Origin of the sequence: Streptomyces subrutilus (assembly GCF_001746425.1) — a bacterium.
Taxonomy (GTDB): domain Bacteria; phylum Actinomycetota; class Actinomycetes; order Streptomycetales; family Streptomycetaceae; genus Streptomyces; species Streptomyces subrutilus_A.
On sequence record NZ_MEHK01000001.1, the window covers coordinates 6,748,632 to 6,768,074 of the forward strand.

Genomic DNA, 19,443 nt, shown 5'->3' on the forward strand with positions numbered 1-19,443 from the left:
GCCATGACGACGACGGGTGTCGCCGAGGACCGCGTGTTCGCCGCTCTCGCCAACGGCACCCGCCGGGAAGTCCTGCGGCTGCTGCGCGAGCGCGGCCCGCAGCCCGTCCAGTCCCTCGCCGACCACTTCGACATGCGCCGACCCAGCCTCTCCGAGCACCTGAAGGTGCTGCGGGAGGCCGGGCTCGTCTCGGAGGAACGCGCCGGCCGGCAGCGCATCTACCGCCTCGAGGCCGCGCCGCTGGCCGACGTACAGGACTGGCTCCATCCGTACGAGCGGTTCTGGCGCGAGAGGTTCAAGGGTCTGGGCGATCTCCTCGACCGCTTGCCCGAGGATGAGACATGACCTCAGCCTCCGGCCAGGGCACCGACGAGGATCTCACCACGGTCCGCGTCGACCAGTTCCTGCCGCACCCGCCCGCCAAGGTCTGGCGCGCCCTCACCGAGCCCGACCTGATCGCCCAGTGGCTCATGCCCTGCGACTTCCGCCTCGAAGTCGGCCACCGCTACACGATGACCTCGCCGCCCCGCCCGAACACGGGCTACTCCGGGACGACCGCGGGCGAGGTGCTGGCCTACGAGACCGGGCGGATGCTCGCCGTCCGCTGGCGGGACGCCTCCGCGGCCCCCGACGCCGGGCGGGCCGACTGGACCATCACGTGGACGCTCGAACCGGAAGGCCGCGGCACCCGGCTCTTCCTCGTCCACGAGGGCTTCGACCCGGACGACCCGGCCCAGATGAGGGCCCGCACCATCATGGGCGGAGGCTGGCGCAGCCACGTCACGGACGCCCTGCGCGCCGTGCTCGAACGGACCTGACCGCCGGAAAACCGGGTGCCCCCGGGCGGCTCTGCCCCGACAACGCGCCCATGCGCATACGAGCGGCACGCCCGGACGAACCGCCCCTGCTCCAGGACGTCGAGCGGGCGGCCGGGCGGTGCTTCCGGGACGGCCCTCTGACCTGCCGGGGCCCCGGACCGCGCGACGTCGCGCCGATGGCCCGCTCGAACGCGAAGGGGGCCGGGGCGTGGTCGTCGCGCAGGCGCCGGAGCCGTGGCAAGGCGGATGCCCAGATGCCGCGCACCCCCGATTGCGACGGCCGAACGGCCGGGTGTGTGCTCCGTACGAGTTCACTTGGGGTGCCCGTTCGGCCGCAGAGCCGAGTTCATGATCATCATTTTGGCTCCCGATCGTTTTGATACTGCCATCCGGCCGTGTGCGATCTGGGAGGGCAACGAAATGCAACTGACCAAGGCGTGGCGCGTGGTGGCCGCCGTGACGGGAGCCGTGCTGGTGGCCGCGGCGGCGCCGGGCCGGGCGTCCGACGCGGACGCCGCGGAGCACGGGGCCGGGCGCGCGGCGGCGGAGGCCGCCGTCACCCTGCTGGTCGGCCGGGCGGTGGACGACGGCGGACGGACGGGCGTCGGCCGCTGCGCCGTGCACACCTCACGGCCCGGATTGTGCGGCGGCTGGCGGGAGGAGCGGGTCCGGGCCACCGCCCGCGGCAACGGCACCGTCCTGCGGACGCCCACCCTCGGGGACCCCTCGAGCGACGCCCGCGCGGACGCGCTGCCCACCGACGCCGGCGCCCCGCTGGAGATCACCCTCGTGGAACCGGGACGCCTCACCGACGTCACCGTCACCGACGGCCACGGCCGCCATCTGGCCGGGGAGCTCGGCCCCGACGGCGGGCACTGGCTCAACACCGAGCCGCTGCGGGCGGGCGAGACGTACACCGTGCAGGTCGGAGCCCAGGACGCGGGCGGCACCCCGGTCGGCGTGACCATGGCCTTCCGGACCGCACCGCCCGCCGACGGAGGCCGGCTGACGGCCGAGTTCGGGCCCCGCCCCGGGACGTACGGCGCCGGGGAGATCGTCACCGCGGACCTCAGCCGCCCGGTGCCCGCCGACGACCCGCTGGCCCGCGAACGGGTCGAACAGGCCCTGCAGGTGACCTCGGAACCCCAGGTCGAGGGCGCCTGGCACTGGGTCGGCCCGTCCACGCTCCACTACCGGCCGCGCACCTACTGGCCCGCCCACACCGTGGTCCGCGTGCGCAGCGGCCTCGACGGGGTCGAGCTCGGGGACCTCGGCTACGGCGGCCCCTCCGAGCCGCTGGAGTTCACCGTCGGGGACCGGATCGAGGCGATCACCGACTCCGCCGCGCACGAGATGACCGTACGCCGCAACGGACGGGTCATCAGGACGATCCCGGTCACCACCGGGAAGCCCGGGTTCAGGACGCGCACCGGCATCAAGGTCGTGCTGCGCAAGGAGTCCAAGGTCCGCATGCGGGGCGACAGCGTCGGGATCAAGCGCGGCACCAAGGAGTTCTACGACCTGCCCGTGCGCTACGCGACCCGGGTGACGTGGAGCGGCGAGTACATCCACGCCGCGCCCTGGTCGGTCGAGGCGCAGGGCCAGGCGAACGTCAGCCACGGCTGCACGGGCATGAGCACCGAGGACGCCGCCTGGTTCTTCGAGACGGTGCGCGAAGGCGACATCGTCGAAGTGGTCAACAGCGGCGGCGAGATGATGGCCCCCTTCGACAACGGCTTCGGCGACTGGAACCTGGATTGGGCGAGCTGGCTGGCCGGCAGCGCCCTGGCCACGGCCGACGCGCGCCGGCACGGTGCGGCGCCGCTCGCACCGGCCCGCCTGCATCCGACCACCTGACCCGCCCGCCGCGAGGGCGCGCAGGCCCTCGCGGCGGTGGACGCGGCCACGGACCGGCTCCCCGGCTCCCCCTCCGTCTTCCGGGAGCCGTCCCGTCGGCTCGGTCACCGACCCGGACTGCACGGGCACGGACTGCGTAGGCCTCGCTGCGCATCGGCGGCCCGGGCGAGGCCTGCGGTCCGGGCGAGCGGCTGACCGTACGGCTCCGGCGCACCGACGGTTCCCGGCAGCAGGCGGGCGATCACGCGCGGCCCGTCGCACTGATCCCGGCGCTGCTGGAACGCACCGGCTTCCGGGACATCGGGGCGGGCGCCTCCTCGACGGTCGGGCGATGCTGGGCGAAGCCTGAGCGGAGCCGGTGCGCCGGGGGTGTGCTCTCGGCGAAAGCCCCTGGGCAGATCCCCACCGCCCGTGCTGGGGTGGGCGGATGGACATCCTGGTATTGGGCGGAACGGCATGGGTGGGCCGCGAGATCTCGCGGCAGGCGGTGGCCCGCGGGCACCGGGTGACGTGCCTGGCCCGCGGCGAGAGCGGCGAGGTCGCCGAGGGCGTCACGCTCGTGGCCGCGGACCGGCGCGAGGCGATCGCGTACGAGAGCCTGACCGGACGGGACTGGGACGCGGTGGTGGAGGTGTCCTGGCAGCCCGGCTTCGTCCGCGGCGCGCTGGAGGCACTCGGCGGACGGGCCGGCCACTGGAGTTACGTCTCCTCGGTCAGCGCGTACGCCTCGCACGCGCGGCCGGGCGCGGACGAGACGGCCGAACTGCTGCCCGCCGCCGAGGCGGACGAGCTCGGCCGCGAGGAGTACGGGCAGGCCAAGGTGGCCTGCGAGCAGGCCGCCACGGCCGCGGTGGGCGACCGGCTCCTCATCGCGCGGGCCGGACTGATCGGCGGGCCGGGCGACCACAGCGGCCGGACCGGCTACTGGGTCGGCCGCGCGGCCCGGGAGCCGCTCGCGCCGATGCTGGTGCCGGACCCGCTGGACGTGCCGACCCAGGCGGTCGACGTACGCGACCTCGCCGCGTGGCTGCTCGACTGCGCCGAGAAGAAGACGACCGGCACGTACGACGCGGTCGGCCCGCAGGTGCCCTTGGGGGAGTGGGTCGCCCTGTCGCGGGAGATCGGCGGACACACCGGCCCGGTGGTGCCGGCCGGCCGCGACTGGCTGCTCGGACAGGGGGTGGGGGAGTTCATGGGCCCGGAGTCGCTCGCCATGTGGATGGGGGACCCGGAATACGCCGGGTTCTGCGCCCGCAGCGGCGCCGCCGCAGAGGCCGCCGGCCTCCACCACCGCCCGCGCCGGGCCCTCCTGGCGGACACCCTCGCCTGGGAACGCGCAGCAGGCCTGAACCGCCCCCGCCGTGCAGGCCTCACCCCGTCCCGCGAACGCGAACTCCTGACCGCACTGGGCTAGGCCTGGGTCCGGTCCGGCGGGGCCGCGGGCCGGGCCCGCCGTCAGGGCCCACCGCCGGGACGCGACCCCGTCGCGGCCGGGTGGCCAGGCCGCGCCCCGTGTGGGGCCCCTGCCCCGGTTGCCGTGCGCCATGCCGGCGGGGCCGACCGATGGAAGATCGGGGGGCGGGGCGGGCGGTCTCCGCGTGGCACGGTGGCCGTCGGGCGCGCGGCGGGATACGACGGACGGGTACGGCGACGTCGTATCCAGCCGAGACGTCCATCCAGCCGAAGGGAGCCGGCGGTGGCCAGTGCAACCGAGGCGACCGCCTCCTCCGTCACGCTCCGCGTCAACGGCGCGGAACACGTCCTGCGGCTCGACCACCGTGTCACCCTGCTCGACGCCCTGCGCGAACGCCTCGGCCTGACCGGCGCGAAGAAGGGGTGCGACCACGGCCAGTGCGGCGCCTGCACCGTCCTGCTCGACGGGCGCCGGGTGAACGCCTGCCTGCTGCTCGCCGTCGCGCAGGACGGCGCGCACGTCACCACCGTGGAAGGGCTCGCCGACCCCTCCGGATCCCTGCACCCGCTGCAACAGGCCTTCATCGACCGGGACGCCCTCCAGTGCGGGTTCTGCACCCCCGGCCAGCTCTGCTCCGCCGTCGGGGCCGTCGAAGAGGCCGCCGCGGGTCACCCGTCGCACGCCACACCCGCCGAAGCCCTCGCCGATCCGTCCCCCGTGCGGCTGACCGCCGACGAGATCCGGGAACGGCTCAGCGGCAACCTCTGCCGCTGCGGCGCCTACCCCCGCATCGTCGACGCCGTACGGGACGTGACCACGTGAAACCCTTCGCCTACGTGTGCGCGGCCACCCTCCAAGAGGCCACCGCCGCCCACGCCGGCCTGCCCGGCTCCCGATACCTCGCCGGCGGCACCAACCTCGTGGACCTCATGAAACGCGGCGTCGAACGCCCGGGCACCCTCGTCGACCTCGCACGGCTGCCCCTCGCCGGCATCGAGGAACTCCCCGGCGGAGCCCTGCGCATCGGCGGCACCGCCCGCAACAGCGACGTCGCGGCCCACCCCCTCGTCCGCTCGCGCCACCCCGCCCTCACCCAGGCCCTGCTCGCGGGAGCGTCGGCGCAACTGCGCAACGCGGCCACCACCGGCGGCAACCTGCTCCAACGCACCCGCTGCCCCTACTTCCAGGACGTCGCCGCGGCCTGCAACAAGCGCGAACCCGGCACCGGCTGCGCCGCCCGCGACGCGGTCCACCGCGACCACGCCGTCCTGGGACACTCCGAGCACTGCATCGCCACCCACCCTTCGGACATGGCCGTCGCCCTCGCCGCCCTCGACGCCGAGATCGAGCTGCACGGCGAGGAGGGCGCCCGGACCGTGCCCGCGACGGCCTTCCACCGGCTGCCCGGCGACCGGCCCGAGCAGGACACCGTGCTGCGGCACGGCGAGATCGTCACCGCGGTCCTGCTGCCCGCCGCCGCGCCCGGCGCCGTCTCCCTCTACCGCAAGGCCCGCGAACGGGCCTCCTACGCCTTCGCCCTGGCCTCGGTGGCCGCCGTACTCGAACTCGGCCCCGACGGCCGGCGCGTACACCGGGTAGCCCTCGCCTTCGGCGGCCTCGCCCACGCGCCCTGGCGGGCCGCCACGGCCGAGGCGCGGCTGACCGGCACCGAGCCCACGGCCGAGGCCGTGCGGGAGGCCGTCGAGGCGGAACTGGCCCAGGCCCGGCCCCTCCGCGACAACGCGTACAAGGTCACGCTCGCCCGCAACCTCGCGTGCGACGCACTCGCCACGCTCGCCCGGCAGGCGCAGGACGGACAGCCCCGCACCCCGTAGGAGCAGCAATGCCTCCCGACCACCCCCGACGCCCCGGACGCCCGCACTCCGTCCTCGGCACCTCCGCCGTGCGCTCCGAGGCCCCCCAGAAGGTCACCGGCGCCGCCCGCTACGCCACCGACCACCATCCGCCCGGCCGCGTCCACGCCTGGCCGGTCCCCGCCGGGGTGCCCCGCGGCCGCGTCACCGCCTTCGACACCGGCCCCTGCCTGGAGATCCCCGGCGTCCTGGGCGTGCTCACGGCGGCCGACGCGCCCCGCCTGGGCCCCTCGGACGACCCCGTGCTCCAGGTGCTGCAGAGCACCGAGGTCCCGCACCGCGGCTGGTACGTGGCGCTCGTGGTCGCCGAGACCCTCGAAGGGGCCAGGGCGGGCGCCGAAGCCCTGCGGATCCACTACGCGACCGAGGAACACGACGGCACCCTGCGCGCCGGCCATCCCGGCGCCTACACGCCCGAGGAGGTCAACGGGGGCCACCCCGCCCTCAGGGAGCGGGGCGAACCGGACGCGGCCCTCGCCGCCGCACCCGTACGCGTCGACTGCGCCTACTCCGTGCCGCCCCTGCACAACCACCCCATGGAGCCGCACGCCGCCACCGCGGCCTGGGACGAGGCCGGCGAGCACCTGGCCGTGTGGGACTCCAGCCAGGGCGCGGGCGCCGTCCGTACGGCACTGGCCTCGCTGTTCGGCCTGCCCGAGGACCGCATCACGGTCGTCAGCGAACACGTCGGCGGCGGATTCGGCAGCAAGGGCACCCCGCGCCCGCACGTCGTCCTGGCGGCGATGGCCGCCCGCCGCTTCGGCCGCCCCGTCCAGCTCGCCCTGCCCCGGCGCCACCTGCCCGCCGTCGTCGGACACCGCGCGCCGACCCTGCACCGCATCGGCCTCGGCGCCCGCCCCGACGGCACGCTCACCGCACTCGTCCACGAGGCCACCACGCACACCTCCCGCGTCAGGGAGTTCGTCGAACAGGCGGCCGTCCCCGCCCGCGTCATGTACGCCGTACCGGACAGCCGCACGCTCCACCGGGCCGTCGCCCTGGACGTTCCCACCCCCTCGTGGATGCGCGCCCCGGGCGAGGCACCGGGCATGTACGCCCTGGAGTCGGCCATGGACGAACTGGCCGACGCGCTGGGAATGGACCCGGTCGAACTGCGCGTCCGCAACGAGCCCGCCCTCGAACCCGACACGGACCGCCCCTTCAGCAGCCGGCACCTCGTGGAGTGCCTGCGGGAGGGTGCGGCCCGCTTCGGCTGGACGGCGTCCCGCACGCCGCGCAGGGACGGACCGTTCCTGCACGGCGTCGGGGTGGCCGCGGCCACGTATCCCGTGTACATCTCGCCCTCGGCCGCCCGGGCGCACGCCCGGCCCGACGGCAGCCACCTCGTCGAGATCAACGCCACCGACATCGGGACCGGCGCCCGGACCGTCCTCGCCCAGGTGGCGGCCGACGCCCTTGCGGTCCCGCTGGACGCCGTGACGGTGGCCATCGGCAGCACCGACCTGCCCCGGGCCACCCTCGCCGGCGGATCCTGCGGAACGGCCTCCTGGGGCTGGGCGGTGCACGAGGCCTGCACCGCCCTGGCCGCCCGGCTCGCGGGCCACCGGGGCGCCCTGCCCGCCGAGGGGATCTCGGCGTCGGCCGACACCACGGAGGCGGTCAAGAAGGGGTCCCCGTACGCCCGCCACTCCTTCGGCGCCCACTTCGCCGAGGTCCGGGTCGACACGGTCACCGGAGAGGTGCGGGTACGCCGCCTGCTCGGCGTGTTCGCGGCCGGGCGCATCCTGAACCCGGCGACGGCCCGCTCCCAGTTCACCGGAGCCATGGTGATGGGCCTCGGCATGGCCCTGACGGAGCGCAGTACGGTCGACCCCGTCCACGGCGGCTTCGCCGAGGACGACCTGGCGGCCTACCACGTGCCGGTCCACGCCGACGTGCCCGCGATCGAGGTCGGCTGGATCGACGAGCACGACGAGCACCTCAACCCGATGGGCAGCAAGGGCATCGGCGAGATCGGCATCGTCGGCACGGCCGCCGCCATCGGCAACGCCGTGTGCCACGCCGTCGGCCGGCGCCTGCGCGACCTCCCCCTCACCCCGGACCGGGTCCTGGCGGCCCTCACGGCGGCCCCGACGGCGGGGCCGGGCGGTTCCGCCGCGGAGAGCGGCTGAGAACCCGCCGGCCGGCCCGGCGCGCACCGCGGCGGCCGCCCGCTCCCACCGGGGCGTCACGGCCCGGGCTCGGGCCGTGCCCCCGCCGGAACGCGGGGGCCGGAGGGCTGGCGGGCGGTTTTGGGGGGACGATGAAGTGAGCCGCGCCGGAAGGGAGCGCCTTGGATGGATGCGACCGGAGCCTTCGGGGGAGGCCGGGCGGACGCCGCGGGGGTTGCCGCGCCCGGGGTGTCCCCGCCGAGCGGGCTGCTCGACGTCCTGAACGTCGCCGCGGTCGTCCTGGACGCGCAGGGGCGGGTCGCGCTGTGGAGCCCGCAGGCCGAGCAGCTGTTCGGATGGACGGCGAAGGAGGCCCTCGGCCGGCCCGCCGCACGCCTGCTGGCGGCGCGGGATCACGTGGACCTGGTCGTGGAGCTGTTCGCCCGGGTGATGGGCGGCGCCGGGGACTGGGCCGGAGCGTTCCCCGTACGCCACAAGGACGGCAGCACCCGTTTGGTCGAGTTCCGCAACATGCGGCTCCTCGACGAGCACGGCGACCTGTTCGCCCTCGGCATCGCCACGGACCGTACGCGCCTGCGCCGGCTGGAGCGGGACCTGGCCCTCTCCGCCCGGCTGGTCGCCCAGTCCCCGATCGGGCTGGCCGTCCTGGACACGGACCTGCGCTACGTCCTGGTCAACCCCTCGCTGGAGCGCATCAACGGGCTGCCCGCCGCCGAGCACATCGGACGGAGCGTGCGCGACGCGCTGTCGTTCCTCGACGACGCGGGAGCCGTCGAGTCGGCGATGCGCCAGGTACTGGCCACCGGAACGCCGCTGGTCGAGCAGTTCACGGCGGGGCACACGCACGGCGACCAGCACTACGAGCACGCCTGGTCGGTCTCGTACTACCGGCTGGAGGACGCCGGCGGTCGGGTGCTGGGCCTCGCCACCTCCGTGGTGGACGTCACGCAGAGTCACCAGGCGGCCAAGGAGATCGCCCTCAGCCGGCGCCGCCTCGCCCTGATCGCGGACGCCACCGTCCGCATCGGCACCACCCTCGACCTCGAGCAGACCGCCCGCGAGCTCGCGGACGTGGTCGTGCCCGAGCTCGCCGACGTCGCCGCCGTGGACATCCTCGACTCCGTCCTGGAGGGCCGCCCCAGCCTGAAGTCGTCCGCGCACGAACCGGCGGTGTTCCGGGCCCTGGCCGTCGCGTCCGCCTATCCCAGCGACGCCGTCCGCGCCGCGGACCCGCCGGGCGACATCGCCCGGTACGAGGCGGACCGGCTGGTCACGCGGTCCGTGACCACCGGCCATCCGGTCCTGGTCGCCCACGTCCACGCCCGGGACATCTCGCGGATCGCCCGCGACGACGACGCGGCCGCCCTGCTGGCCCGCGCCGGGCTGCGCTCGTACCTGGCCGTGCCGCTCATCGCCCGCGGCGAGGTCCTCGGCGCCCTCGACCTCAAGCGCACCCGCAACCCGCGGCCCTTCAACGACGACGACATCATCCTGGCCGGCGAACTGGCCGCCCGCGCCGCCGTGTGCATTGACAACGCCCGCTGGTACCGCAACGCGCACCACACCGCCCTCGCCCTCCAGCACCACCTGCTGCCGCACCACCCGCCGCCCCCCCCCGGCCTCGAGGTCGCCTACCGGTACCGGCCCGCCGCGGCCACCAGCGAGATCGGCGGCGACTGGTTCGACGCCATCGCCCAGCCCGACGACACCACCGTCCTCGTCGTCGGAGACGTCATGGGCAGCGGCATCAACGCCGCCGCCGGGATGGGACAGCTGCGCACCGCCACCCGCACCCTCGCCGAGCTGTCGCTCGACCCGACCCGTGTCCTGGAACAGCTGGACCGCACCACGAGCGCCCTCGAGGAGACCATCGCCACCTGCGTGTACGCCGTCTACGACCCCCACCGTGCGCAATGCCGCATCGCCGTCGCCGGCCACCTCCCCCCGGTCCTGATCCGATCCGGCCGGGCCCCCCGGCTCCTGGACCTGCCCACCGGCACGCCCCTGGGCGTCGGAGGCGTCCCCTTCGAGGTCACCTCCGTGCGCATGGAGCCCGGGGACCAGCTGGTCCTCTACACGGACGGCCTGGTCGAGACCCGGGACCAGCCCATCGACGAACGCCTCGGCCTCCTGCTGGAGCTGCTCGCCGACACCAGCCGCCCGCTCGAGGAGACCTGCGACCGGCTCCTGGACACCCTGCGCCGGCCGGACGACCACGACGACGTCGCCCTGGTCATCGCCCGCGCGAAGGCCCTGTGAGGCCGCCGGCCGGCCAGCGGTGGTGGTGCCGGTCGATGACGTAGTGGTGCCCGTGCCGCCAGCCGTCCGCCGCGGGGCGCGCGTCGGCGAGGTGGGGGTGGCCCGCGGGCAGGTCGGGATGGACGTGTTCGAGCCGGGACGGATCGCGGGCCGGCCAGACGGCGGCGGCCGCCCCGGCGGCCGCCAGGCAGACTCCGCCGAGGACCAGCGCGGTCATCGCAAGACCCGCCCCGGCGGCGAGGACGCCCGCCAGGGGATAGGTCAGCAGCCAGCAGCCGTGGGACAGGGAGAACCGGGCGGCGAAGGCGCAGGGCAGGTCCGGATCCGCGGTGGAGCGGCGGACCACCCGGCCGCCGGGGGTCAGTACGGCGCAGGAGGCGGCACCGATCGCGGCCCACGCGGCGAGGACCGCGTACCAGGACCAGCCGCCCGGCGCCGTCGCGGTGAGCGCGGCGACGGATGCCAGGACCGCGGGGAGGGCGAAGGCGGCCGGGAGCATCACCGCGCGGTCGGTGCGCCGCCGCAGCAGGCGCGGCAGCAGCAGCGCGGTCAGGACCGACCCCGCCCCGTACGCGCCGAGGGCCAGCGAGACGGCGCCGGCGGAGCGGCCGAAGTGGCCCTGGACCAGGACGACGGTGTCGACGAGGACGAGGGCTCCGGCGGCGGCGACCGCCAGGTCCAGGGCGAGCAGGGCCCGCAGCCGGGGCGTCGCCCAGAACAGCCGCGTGCCGAAGGCCGCCTTGGCGTAGGGGCCGCCGGTGCGTTCGACGGGCGCGGGCCGCGGCAGCACGGTCGCGACGACGAGGGCGGCGGAGGCGAGGAAGCCGAGGCAGGTGCCGGCGAAGAGCCAGTCGTAGGAGACGAGCGTCAGCAGGGCGGCGGCCAGCGCCGGGCTGAACAGGCTCTCCAGATCGTAGGCGAGCCGTGACAGCGACAGGGCGCGGGTGTAGTCCTTCTCGGCGGGCAGCACCTCGGGCACGGTCGCCTGGAAGACGGGGGTGAAGGTGGCGGAAGCCGCCTGCAGCAAGAAGATCAGGAGGTGGATCTGCCAGATCTCGGTGACGAACGGCAGGGCCAGGGCGATCCCGGCGCGGGTGAGGTCCATCGCGGCCATGAGGGTGCGCCGCGGGATCCGGTCGGCGAGGGCGCCGGCCAGGGGGGCGATGGCGACGTAGGCGACCATCTTGACCGCCAGAGCCGTACCCAGCACCGCCGAGGCGCTGTTCCCGGCGATGTCGTAGGCCAGCAGGCTCAGTGCGACGGTGGCGAGCCCCGTGCCGGCCAGGGCGACGGCCTGCGCCGTGAACAGGCGCCGGAAGGTGCGGTTGCGCAGGACGGACAGCACCGGACCACCATAGCCATCATGTGCGCACCTGTGCACATGATGGAGCGGCGGCGTCCAGGAGCGGTGACCGGCAGCCTTCAGTCGTGCGGCGGAAGGGAGCGCAGCTGGTGATCGGCGACGCTCAGGGCCTCGTCCACCAGCCGCCGCAGATGCCCGTGGCGCAGGGCGTAGACCACGCGCCGTCCGTCCTTGCGGCTGGTGACAAGACCGGCGAGGCGAAGCTTGGCCAGGTGCTGGCTCACGGAGGGCCGGGCGGCACCGCAGGCCTCGGTCAGCGTGCTGACATCGGCCTCGCCCCGCCCCAGCTCGTCCAGCAGCGCCAGCCGGGTGGCATCCGCGAGCAGCGCCAGGACGGACACCGCGACCGCCAGCCGTTCGTCCCGCGGCTGCGCATCGTGTGCACCTGCCAGGTGCGTGCTCGCGCTCATGCGCTCATGTTAGGCGGGCCGGCCCCGTCGAGGGCGGCGAGCAGCGCGCGGGCCGCCGCCTTGGCCCGGTCCACGTCGACGTCGTCGCAGACCACCTCCAGGCCGAGGGCGGCGGGGCCCGGCAGGCCGTCGCGGCCGGGGAAGACGTGGAAGGACTGGTACGCGAAATAGGCGCCGGAGCCCGTCGGCCGGGTCGCGGCCCACCGTCAGGGTGGCCTGGCGGTCCTGCCGCGGGCCCGTCTCGTGCAGGTCGATGTCCCGCTCGTGGCACCGTTCCTCCGACGGCAGTTCGAGGACCGCCAGCGCGAACTCCCGGGCGTGCGCGGCGTCTTCGAAGGCCAGGAGTTCGCTGAAGTCCGGCTGCGCCGCCAGCAGCGGCCAGCGCGGCGGACGTTCCGCCTCCGCCGGTTCGTAGGCCACGGAGAGCACGCCGGAGCCCCTGCCCGTGTGGTGCTCCCACGCGTACGTGAGGACCTGCTCGAAGTGCATGGCGTCCCTTCTGCCGCAGTCCGGCCGTATGGAGGATCTGCGGGCATATGTGTGGGCGGTGGTGCCGCAGCGGATACGGATGGTGCGTACCGCAACCGCTGTGTGAGGAGACCCGATGACCTGCATCAACCGCCGTGACCTCGCCCTGCTGGCGCTGCGCGCCGGCACCGGCGCGGTGCTGATGGCGCACGGGACGCAGAAGCTCTTCGGCTGGTTCGGCGGCGGGGGCCTGGCGGGGACGGCCGCCGCGATGGAGCACATGGGCTTCAGGCCCGGACGGCAGAGCGCGATCGCCGCCGGCCTGGGTGAGGCGGGCGGCGGGGCCCTGCTCGCCCTCGGCCTGGCCACACCGGCCGCCGGCGCCGCCGCGGCGGGGGCGATGGCCGGGGCCGTGTCGGTCCACGCGCCCGCCGGCTTCTTCAACCAGGGCGGCGGATTCGAGTACCCGGCCTTCCTCGGGTTCACCGCGGCCGCAGTCGGCCTCGCCGGGCCGGGCCGGTACTCCGTCGACCACGCCACCCGGCACCACTTCGACCAGCCGTGGACGGTCGCGCTGGCCTTCGCGGGCAGCGCGCTCGCGGCCGCCGCGGTCGTCACCAGGCGCGCCCGGGCGCAGGAGGCGGAGCGGGCACGGGAGGAGCAGCGCGGCGAGTGACGGCCCGCCCGGGCCCCGCCGGCGCCCCGGCCAGGGCCCGGGACCGGTCACGCCGCGGTGACCCTGGCCGCGAAGGCGTCGAGGTTGCCCGACATGCGGGCGAGGCGCTCGTCCAGCGTCAGGGATTCCTCGTACCGCCCGGCACGCAGCTTCGGCAGCCGCTTGCCCCGGACGTACAGGGGGCAGGCGAGGTCGGCGCAGACGTAGATGCCGACCGTGTTGCCCTCCCGGCCGCGGGCGCCCGCCAGCGGGGCGGCGAGCAGGGTGACCCCGGAGGAGGCGTGACCGGTCAGGCAGATCTGGCACATGCTGGACTTGACCGCGCTGGTGCGGCCCACCGAGGGCACGCGCAGGGAAATCCCCACCGGGCCCTGGGCCCCGGGCAGTACGAGATGGGCCCGCAGCGGCGCCCCCGGATCCACCCAGCCCAGGAAGTCCAGGTCCTCCCAGGGCAGTTCGGCGAAGTCCAGCGGCAGCCGCAGCCGCGCCGCCTCGCCCTTGGTGCAGTTCACGAACGACGAGCGGATCTGTTTCTCAGTGAGTGGTTCCACGTGGATCGACCCTACGCACCCGCTGACCTGCGTGCATCCCGATTTCCGGGGCCTCGGTGAGGAAGCCGCGCAGGTCGGTGACGGCGTAACCGGCGGCCTGGGCGGTGTCGATGATCCGGGGGAGGGCCTGGGCGTCGAGGACGACGCCGTCCCCGGTGCTGCCCACGTGCATCTGGATGATCGCGCCGGGCGTGAGGGCGTCCACGGCGCGCCGGACCGCCTCGTCCACGGTCATGCCGCCGGCCGGGCCGAGGTAGCCGTTGGTGTCGGTGGTGAACTCGATCGCCGCGTAGCCGAGGTCGTTGACGTCGGCGACGGCGTCCTCGCTCGTGGCGCCGTAGGGGAAGCGGAAGAACGGCAGCGGCTCGGTGCCGGACGCCCGGCGGATCGCGGTGTGGGCGCGGCCGACCTCGTCCGCCCGCTCCTGGGTGGTCAGGTCCTCGAAGTAGGGGTGGCTGTACGAGTGGTTGCCCAGGCCGTGGGCCGCGCCCATGGCCCGCACGGCGGCGGGGTGGGTATCGGCGAAGTCGCCCGTCGGGAAGAACGTGGCGGGCAGCTCGCGGCGGCGCAGTTCCCCCAGCACCGTGTCCAGCCCGCTGTCGTCCCAGGCGGCGTTGAAGGTGAGCGCCACGACCTTCCGGGACGTGGGCAGCCGGCGGACCTCGGCGCCGAGCAGCGCGGCAGGCGGGCGCGGCCCGGCCCCGGCGGCCGGCGCGGGCCGCGGCGCCGGCCGGGCCGGGGCGGCAGCGGCGGCCGACCCCGGGGCGAGGCCCGCGGCCAGCAGTGCGGTCATCGCGGCACGTCGTCCCGCATCCACCACGGTCTCTCCCTCCGGCACGCGCCGTGGCGGCCACGGCGTACGACGACTATGCGAGAGCGGGGACCCGGCCGGCGGGCGGAACCTGCCGGGCACCCGGGTGATTCGCGCGGTCCGCGGGATGCGGCGGGCGTCAGGAGGGGCGTCGGCGCAGGTGGGCCGTGAGGTGGTGCCGAAGCGGCTGACCCACCGCCGCCATGTCGTGGGTGACCGTCATCTCGGCTCCCTGGAGCGCGTAGCGGCGCCGGGTGCCGGTGACCTCCTTGGCCAGGGGCGTCAGCGCCACGTCCTTGGTCTCGATCTCGATCTCCGTGTCGGAGACCCGCCCGACGTACGTCTCGACGATGCCGGTGGGGTGGGCGAGGACCACTTCCAGGGACGCGTCGGGTGTCACCCGCCACCAGCCCGCCTCGCGCCCCGCCGGGCGCACCGGGGTTCCCGACGCGTCGATGAGCCACGCGCGGGCCTCGTAGCGCAGGAACGGGCGCCCGTCGTGGCTGAAGGTGATCTCCTGCTCGTACCGGAAGTCCTGCTCCAGGGTCGGGTACTCGCCCCGGCCCCGGCCGTGCCAGCGCCCCAGCAGGGGCAGCACGGGCCGCAGCAGCGGGTGCGGTTCGGGTCCCTCGCCGAGGACGTGGCTGTCCGGGTACGGATTCTCCTGCGGCGACTCGAACATGTACGCACCTCGCTGTCGTGACGGATCTTCGGGACACGCAGCCTAGGCCCGTTTCGGGTGGGCCCCGCCCCCGTGTCCGGGAGCGGGGCCGTTCACACCGGGGTCCCCTGCGCGGCGGTCACCGGGCCAGGAGGGTCCCCGCGACCGAGGGCGGTACCGGCGCGAGGCCGGCCTGGCGGGTGGTGAAGGTGCCCCGGCCCTGCGTACGGCCCCGCAGCCGCGACGCGTAGCCGAAGAGCTCGCCCAGCGGTACGGCCGCCGTGACCACGGCGGTCCCGGACCGGGAGGTGGACCCGGAGACCCGCCCGCGACGGGCCGCCAGATCGCCCAGCACCGCGCCCACGCTGTCCTGCGGAACCGTCACGGTGACCTCCGCGACCGGCTCCAGGAGCTCCACCGTGCTCCTGCGCAGCGCCTCGCGCAGCGCGAAGCGGCCCGCCGCCCGGAACGCCAACTCCGAGGAGTCCTTGGAGTGGGTCGCTCCGTCGGTCAGCGTGACCCGCAGCCCGGTCACCGGGAACCCGCCGAGGGGGCCCTCGGCCAGGGCGTCCCGGCAGCCCGCCTCCACGGCCCGCGCGTACTCCTGCGGCACCCGGCCGCCGACGACCGCCGAGCGGAACTCGAAGCCCGTCACCCCCTCCTCCAGCGGCTCGACGTCGATGACGACGTGCGCGAACTGCCCAGCGCCGCCGTCCTGTTTGACGTGCCGGTGGACCAGGCCGGTCACCCCGCGCACCACGGTCTCCCGGTAGGAGACCTGCGGACGCCCGACGACCACCTCCACCCCGTGGCCGCTGCGGATCTTCTCCACGGCGACCTCCAGGTGGAGTTCACCCAGACCCGACAGCACGGTCTGGCCGGTCTCCGCCTCGGACCGCACCACCAGGGACGGGTCCTCCTCGGCGAGCCGTGCCAGGGCCGACGAGAGCCGGCCCGTGTCGCCGCTGCGACGGGCCTCGACGGCCACGGACACCACCGGGTCGGCGACCGAGGGCGGTTCGAGGACCAGCGGCGCCCCCGGAGCGCACAGGGTGGTACCGGCCCGGGCCGCCTTCACCCCGACCACGGCGACGATGTCGCCGGCCACCGCTTCCTCCCGTTCCTCGTGCCGGTCGGCCTGGACCCGCAGGATCCTGCCGACCCGCTCGGTGCGGCCCGTACCGGCGTCCAGTACGGACTCTCCCTTGCGCAGCGTGCCCGCGTAGACCCGCAGGTGGGTCAGCCGCCCGGTCGGTGTCGCCGTCACCTTGAAGGCGAGGGCGGCGAACGGCTCCGCCGGGTCGGGCGCGCGCTCCACCTGCGCGCCGTCCGCCGTCCCGCGTACCGGCGGCATGTCGGCGGGTGACGGCAGATAGGCGAGGACCGCGTCCAGCAGCGGCTCGACCCCGCGGTTCTTGTACGCCGAACCGCACAGCACGACGACACCGTCCCCGCGCAGGGTCACCGCGCGCAGGCCGCGGAGCAGGGTCCGCTCGGTCAGCGCCGACGTCGCGCAGAACTCCTCCAGCGCGTCCGCGTCGAGCTCGGCCACCGCCTCCTCGAGGAGCCGGCGGCGCCGGCCCGCCTCCTCGCGCAGCGGCTCGGGGACCGGCCCCGTCTCGTACGTGTCGCGGCCGGCCTGCCAGATCAGCGCGCGCATCCCCAGCAGGTCGACGACGCCGGTGAACGCGTCCTCGCTGCCGATGGGCAACTGGACCACCAGCGGTACGGTGCCCAGCCGTGCGCGGATCGAGGCGACGGCCGTGTCGAGATCGGCGCCCGCCCGGTCGAGCTTGTTGACGAACGCGATCCGCGGCACGCCGTGCCGGTCGGCCTGCCGCCACACCGACTCGCTCTGCGGTTCGACGCCCGCCACGGCGTCGAACACCGCGACGGCCCCGTCCAGCACCCGCAGGGAGCGCTCGACCTCGTCGGAGAAGTCGACGTGGCCGGGGGTGTCGATGAGGTTCACGCGGTGCCCGTCCCAGGTGCAGCTGACCGCGGCGGCGAAGATGGTGATGCCGCGGTCGCGTTCCTGGGCGTCGTAGTCGGTGACGGTCGTGCCGTCGTGGACCTCGCCCCGCTTGTGGATGGCACCGGTCGCGAACAGGATGCGTTCGGTGATCGTGGTCTTGCCGGCGTCGACGTGGGCGAGGATGCCCAAATTGCGGACGGTGGTGGCGGGGGAGACGGTGGCGGCGGATCGCCGGTTGGTGCGCATGGCCCGAGGCCTTTCGAATCATGTCGAACGATGAGGAGGGCGCGCGATTCCCGGACGGCGCAGCCCGGCCGCCGGCCCGGCCCGCAGCGGTGCCCGTACGGGCACGGCAAAGGCAGGGCAGGGGCGGAGAACTGAGGATGCGTCACAGGAGACGGTGGCGGCCGCGCAGCCGGCACCGTCAGGCGTGGGACACCGGGATCACGTCGTACCGGGACGGGGCGGCGAAGGCGCTCGCGGTGCGGTGAACGCACATGGCCCGGCTCCCCTTCTCTTCACTCGGCATGAGGCGCGCCGCTCTGTCGGCAGCGCGTGCGGCGAGTCTAGGGAACCGGCCCGGGCCGGGGCACCGTATTTTCCGCGGCTCGTCGAACCGGGGCGGGATGACCGAGGGCCCGGGGAGTGATGGTGCTCCCCGGACCCTGGGCCGCGGACACCGCGGGGGACGCGGGTGTGTTTCTGCGACGTACGGAGAAACGATCCGCCGGAGAAGGGGTTACGCACCCGCCCCGCTGCGTTGCGCCGTACGATGCAAGAAGGGCGGGGACGCGTCGTTCCGGGAGTGCGCGATGACCATCCGGCACCGTTTCCATCTGGATCAGAACGGTCATTCGATCAGCGTGCTGTACGAGGGCCCGCGCCGGCCCGTCGAGGTGCTCGTCGACGGCAAGACCGTCGTCATGGGCCGCGCCCCCCAGGCCGCCCGCACCGTACTGACGGCCTCGCTGCCGGGCGATCCGCCGCGGCCCTTCGCCATCGACCTGGCCTGCCCGGCCGACCCCGCGGACAGTCCGATGTGCGCCCTGATGGAGGACGGGATGCGCTACCCCATGCCGGACGTGCCCTTGCGGCGGGGCCGCTGACACCCCCCCCGTGGCGTGGCGTGATGGCCCGGACGCGGAGAGTGTGCGAAGAAAGAGGGCATGGCTGAGAAGAAGACCATCACAGTGTTCGGTGCCACCGGCTCGCAGGGCGGCGGCCTGGTGCGGGCGATCCTCGCGGACCCGGAGGGCGGCTTCGCGGTCCGCGCCGTGACCCGCCGCGCGGACTCGCCCCAGGCCGCGGAGCTGACCCGGCTCGGGGCGGAGGTGGTGCAGGCCGACATGGACGACGAGGCGAGCCTGGCGCCCGCCTTCGAGCACGCCTACGGGGCCTACCTGGTCACCAACTTCTGGGAGCACATGTCCGCCGAGCGCGAGAAGGCCCAGGCCCTGGCGCTCGCCCGGGCCGCCTCCCACGCGGGGATCCAGCACGCGATCTGGTCCACGCTGGAGGACACCCGCACCTGCATCCCGCTCGAGGATCCGCGGATGCCCACGCTCCAGGAGCGGTACAAGGTGCCGCACTTCGACGCCAAGGCGGAAGCGGACCACTACTTCGCCGAGGAGGGCGTACCCACCACCTTCCTGCGCACCACCTTCTTCTGGGAGAACCTCCTCACCACCTTCGCCCCGCGGCGCGGCGAGGACGGCGTCCTCGAACTGGCCCTCCCGATGGGCGACAGCCGGCTCTCCGGCATCGCCGTGGCGGACGTCGGCAGGACGGCCCTGGCCGTGTTCCGGCGCGACACCGACCTGATCGCCGCCACCATCAGCATCGCCGGGGAGCACCTCACGCTCGCCGACATGGCCGCGGCCCTCGCCGAAACGGTCGGTGAAACCGTGCGCTACCGCCCCCTGACACCGGACGCGTTCCGTGCGCAGGGCTTCCCGGGCGCCGACGAGGCCGGGAACATGTTCCAGTACTACGCCGACTGCGCGGACCGGTTCACCGCGGCCCGGGACCTCGCCGCCATCCGCGAACTCGATCCCGAACTCCAGGACTTCGGGACCTGGCTCAGCGCCCACCGCGACGAACTGCGCACCGCCCTGGCCAAGTAGCCGGTACGGGCCGCAGGCCGCGCCGGCCGGGCCCGCCGGGTCGGGCGCCGC

Annotated in this window: 17 protein-coding genes; 11 read left to right on the plus strand and 6 right to left on the minus strand. The window is 75.0% G+C overall.

Going from position 1 to position 19,443, the window contains the following annotated elements; genetic code table 11:
- The first annotated feature begins 3 nt into the window (after window positions 1-3).
- The 8 genes from BGK67_RS30755 to BGK67_RS30790 all read left to right on the plus strand — a co-directional run bounded on the left by BGK67_RS30755 (window position 4) and on the right by BGK67_RS30790 (window position 10,354).
- Window positions 4-345: an ArsR/SmtB family transcription factor gene (locus BGK67_RS30755; RefSeq protein WP_069923130.1), complete on the plus strand. Its 342-nt coding sequence runs from the start codon at window positions 4-6 to the stop codon at window positions 343-345.
- Window positions 342-818, plus strand: coding sequence for an SRPBCC family protein (locus tag BGK67_RS30760; protein WP_069923131.1), 477 nt, complete (start codon window positions 342-344; stop codon window positions 816-818). The genes BGK67_RS30755 and BGK67_RS30760 overlap by 4 nt, the downstream gene beginning before the upstream one ends.
- 420 nt (window positions 819-1,238) lie before the next feature.
- On the plus strand, window positions 1,239-2,675 hold the full coding sequence (locus BGK67_RS30765) for a L,D-transpeptidase (RefSeq protein ID WP_069923132.1): 1,437 nt from the start codon (window positions 1,239-1,241) through the stop codon (window positions 2,673-2,675).
- A gap of 427 nt (window positions 2,676-3,102) precedes the next feature.
- Complete coding sequence (locus BGK67_RS30770) at window positions 3,103-4,089, plus strand: NAD-dependent epimerase/dehydratase family protein (protein ID WP_069923133.1); 987 nt, start codon at window positions 3,103-3,105, stop codon at window positions 4,087-4,089.
- A gap of 282 nt (window positions 4,090-4,371) precedes the next feature.
- Window positions 4,372-4,911: a (2Fe-2S)-binding protein gene (locus BGK67_RS30775; RefSeq protein ID WP_069923134.1), complete on the plus strand. Its 540-nt coding sequence runs from the start codon at window positions 4,372-4,374 to the stop codon at window positions 4,909-4,911.
- A complete protein-coding gene (locus BGK67_RS30780; RefSeq protein WP_069923135.1) occupies window positions 4,908-5,924 on the plus strand; it encodes an FAD binding domain-containing protein in 1,017 nt (338 codons plus the stop codon). Before BGK67_RS30775 ends, BGK67_RS30780 begins: the two co-directional genes overlap by 4 nt.
- Before the next feature lie 8 nt (window positions 5,925-5,932).
- Complete coding sequence (locus tag BGK67_RS30785; protein WP_069923136.1) at window positions 5,933-8,095, plus strand: xanthine dehydrogenase family protein molybdopterin-binding subunit; 2,163 nt, start codon at window positions 5,933-5,935, stop codon at window positions 8,093-8,095.
- A gap of 165 nt (window positions 8,096-8,260) precedes the next feature.
- Window positions 8,261-10,354 (plus strand): SpoIIE family protein phosphatase, encoded by a 2,094-nt coding sequence (locus BGK67_RS30790; protein ID WP_069923137.1) that lies wholly within the window; start codon window positions 8,261-8,263, stop codon window positions 10,352-10,354.
- On the opposite strand, the gene BGK67_RS30795 is transcribed toward BGK67_RS30790, so the two are convergent.
- Window positions 10,329-11,699: an MFS transporter gene (locus BGK67_RS30795; protein WP_069923138.1), complete on the minus strand. Its 1,371-nt coding sequence runs from the start codon at window positions 11,697-11,699 to the stop codon at window positions 10,329-10,331. The two genes, BGK67_RS30790 and BGK67_RS30795, sit on opposite strands and share 26 nt — an antisense overlap.
- A 77-nt stretch (window positions 11,700-11,776) precedes the next feature.
- The gene (locus BGK67_RS30800) at window positions 11,777-12,127 is read right to left on the minus strand and encodes an ArsR/SmtB family transcription factor (protein WP_069923139.1); all 351 of its coding nucleotides are present in this window, start codon (window positions 12,125-12,127) and stop codon (window positions 11,777-11,779) included.
- 604 nt (window positions 12,128-12,731) lie between these two features.
- On the opposite strand from BGK67_RS30800, the gene BGK67_RS30805 reads away from it, so the two are divergent.
- Window positions 12,732-13,271: a DoxX family protein gene (locus tag BGK67_RS30805; RefSeq protein WP_069923140.1), complete on the plus strand. Its 540-nt coding sequence runs from the start codon at window positions 12,732-12,734 to the stop codon at window positions 13,269-13,271.
- Window positions 13,272-13,318: 47 nt separating this feature from the next.
- Here the strand turns inward: BGK67_RS30805 and BGK67_RS30810 are convergent, their stop codons facing one another.
- The 4 genes from BGK67_RS30810 to fusA form a co-directional block, all read right to left on the minus strand.
- The gene (locus tag BGK67_RS30810; RefSeq protein ID WP_069923141.1) at window positions 13,319-13,822 is read right to left on the minus strand and encodes an FBP domain-containing protein; all 504 of its coding nucleotides are present in this window, start codon (window positions 13,820-13,822) and stop codon (window positions 13,319-13,321) included.
- Window positions 13,806-14,639, minus strand: a complete 834-nt coding sequence (locus BGK67_RS30815) for a polysaccharide deacetylase family protein (RefSeq protein WP_244291363.1) — start codon at window positions 14,637-14,639, stop codon at window positions 13,806-13,808. Before BGK67_RS30815 ends, BGK67_RS30810 begins: the two co-directional genes overlap by 17 nt.
- Before the next feature lie 133 nt (window positions 14,640-14,772).
- Window positions 14,773-15,315 carry a heme-binding beta-barrel domain-containing protein gene (locus BGK67_RS30820; protein ID WP_069923142.1) on the minus strand — a complete coding sequence of 181 codons (543 nt, stop codon included), beginning with the start codon at window positions 15,313-15,315 and terminating at the stop codon, window positions 14,773-14,775.
- A gap of 118 nt (window positions 15,316-15,433) precedes the next feature.
- Window positions 15,434-17,515, minus strand: a complete 2,082-nt coding sequence (gene fusA / locus BGK67_RS30825; protein ID WP_069923143.1) for an elongation factor G — start codon at window positions 17,513-17,515, stop codon at window positions 15,434-15,436.
- A 566-nt stretch (window positions 17,516-18,081) separates the two neighbouring features.
- On the opposite strand from fusA, the gene BGK67_RS30830 reads away from it, so the two are divergent.
- Both BGK67_RS30830 and BGK67_RS30835 read left to right on the plus strand, forming a co-directional pair.
- Window positions 18,082-18,375 carry a hypothetical protein gene (locus BGK67_RS30830; RefSeq protein ID WP_069923144.1) on the plus strand — a complete coding sequence of 98 codons (294 nt, stop codon included), beginning with the start codon at window positions 18,082-18,084 and terminating at the stop codon, window positions 18,373-18,375.
- A 60-nt stretch (window positions 18,376-18,435) separates the two neighbouring features.
- Entirely contained in the window at window positions 18,436-19,392 is a 957-nt protein-coding gene (locus BGK67_RS30835; RefSeq protein WP_069923145.1) for an NmrA/HSCARG family protein, read from the plus strand.
- The last annotated feature ends 51 nt before the right edge of the window (window positions 19,393-19,443 follow it).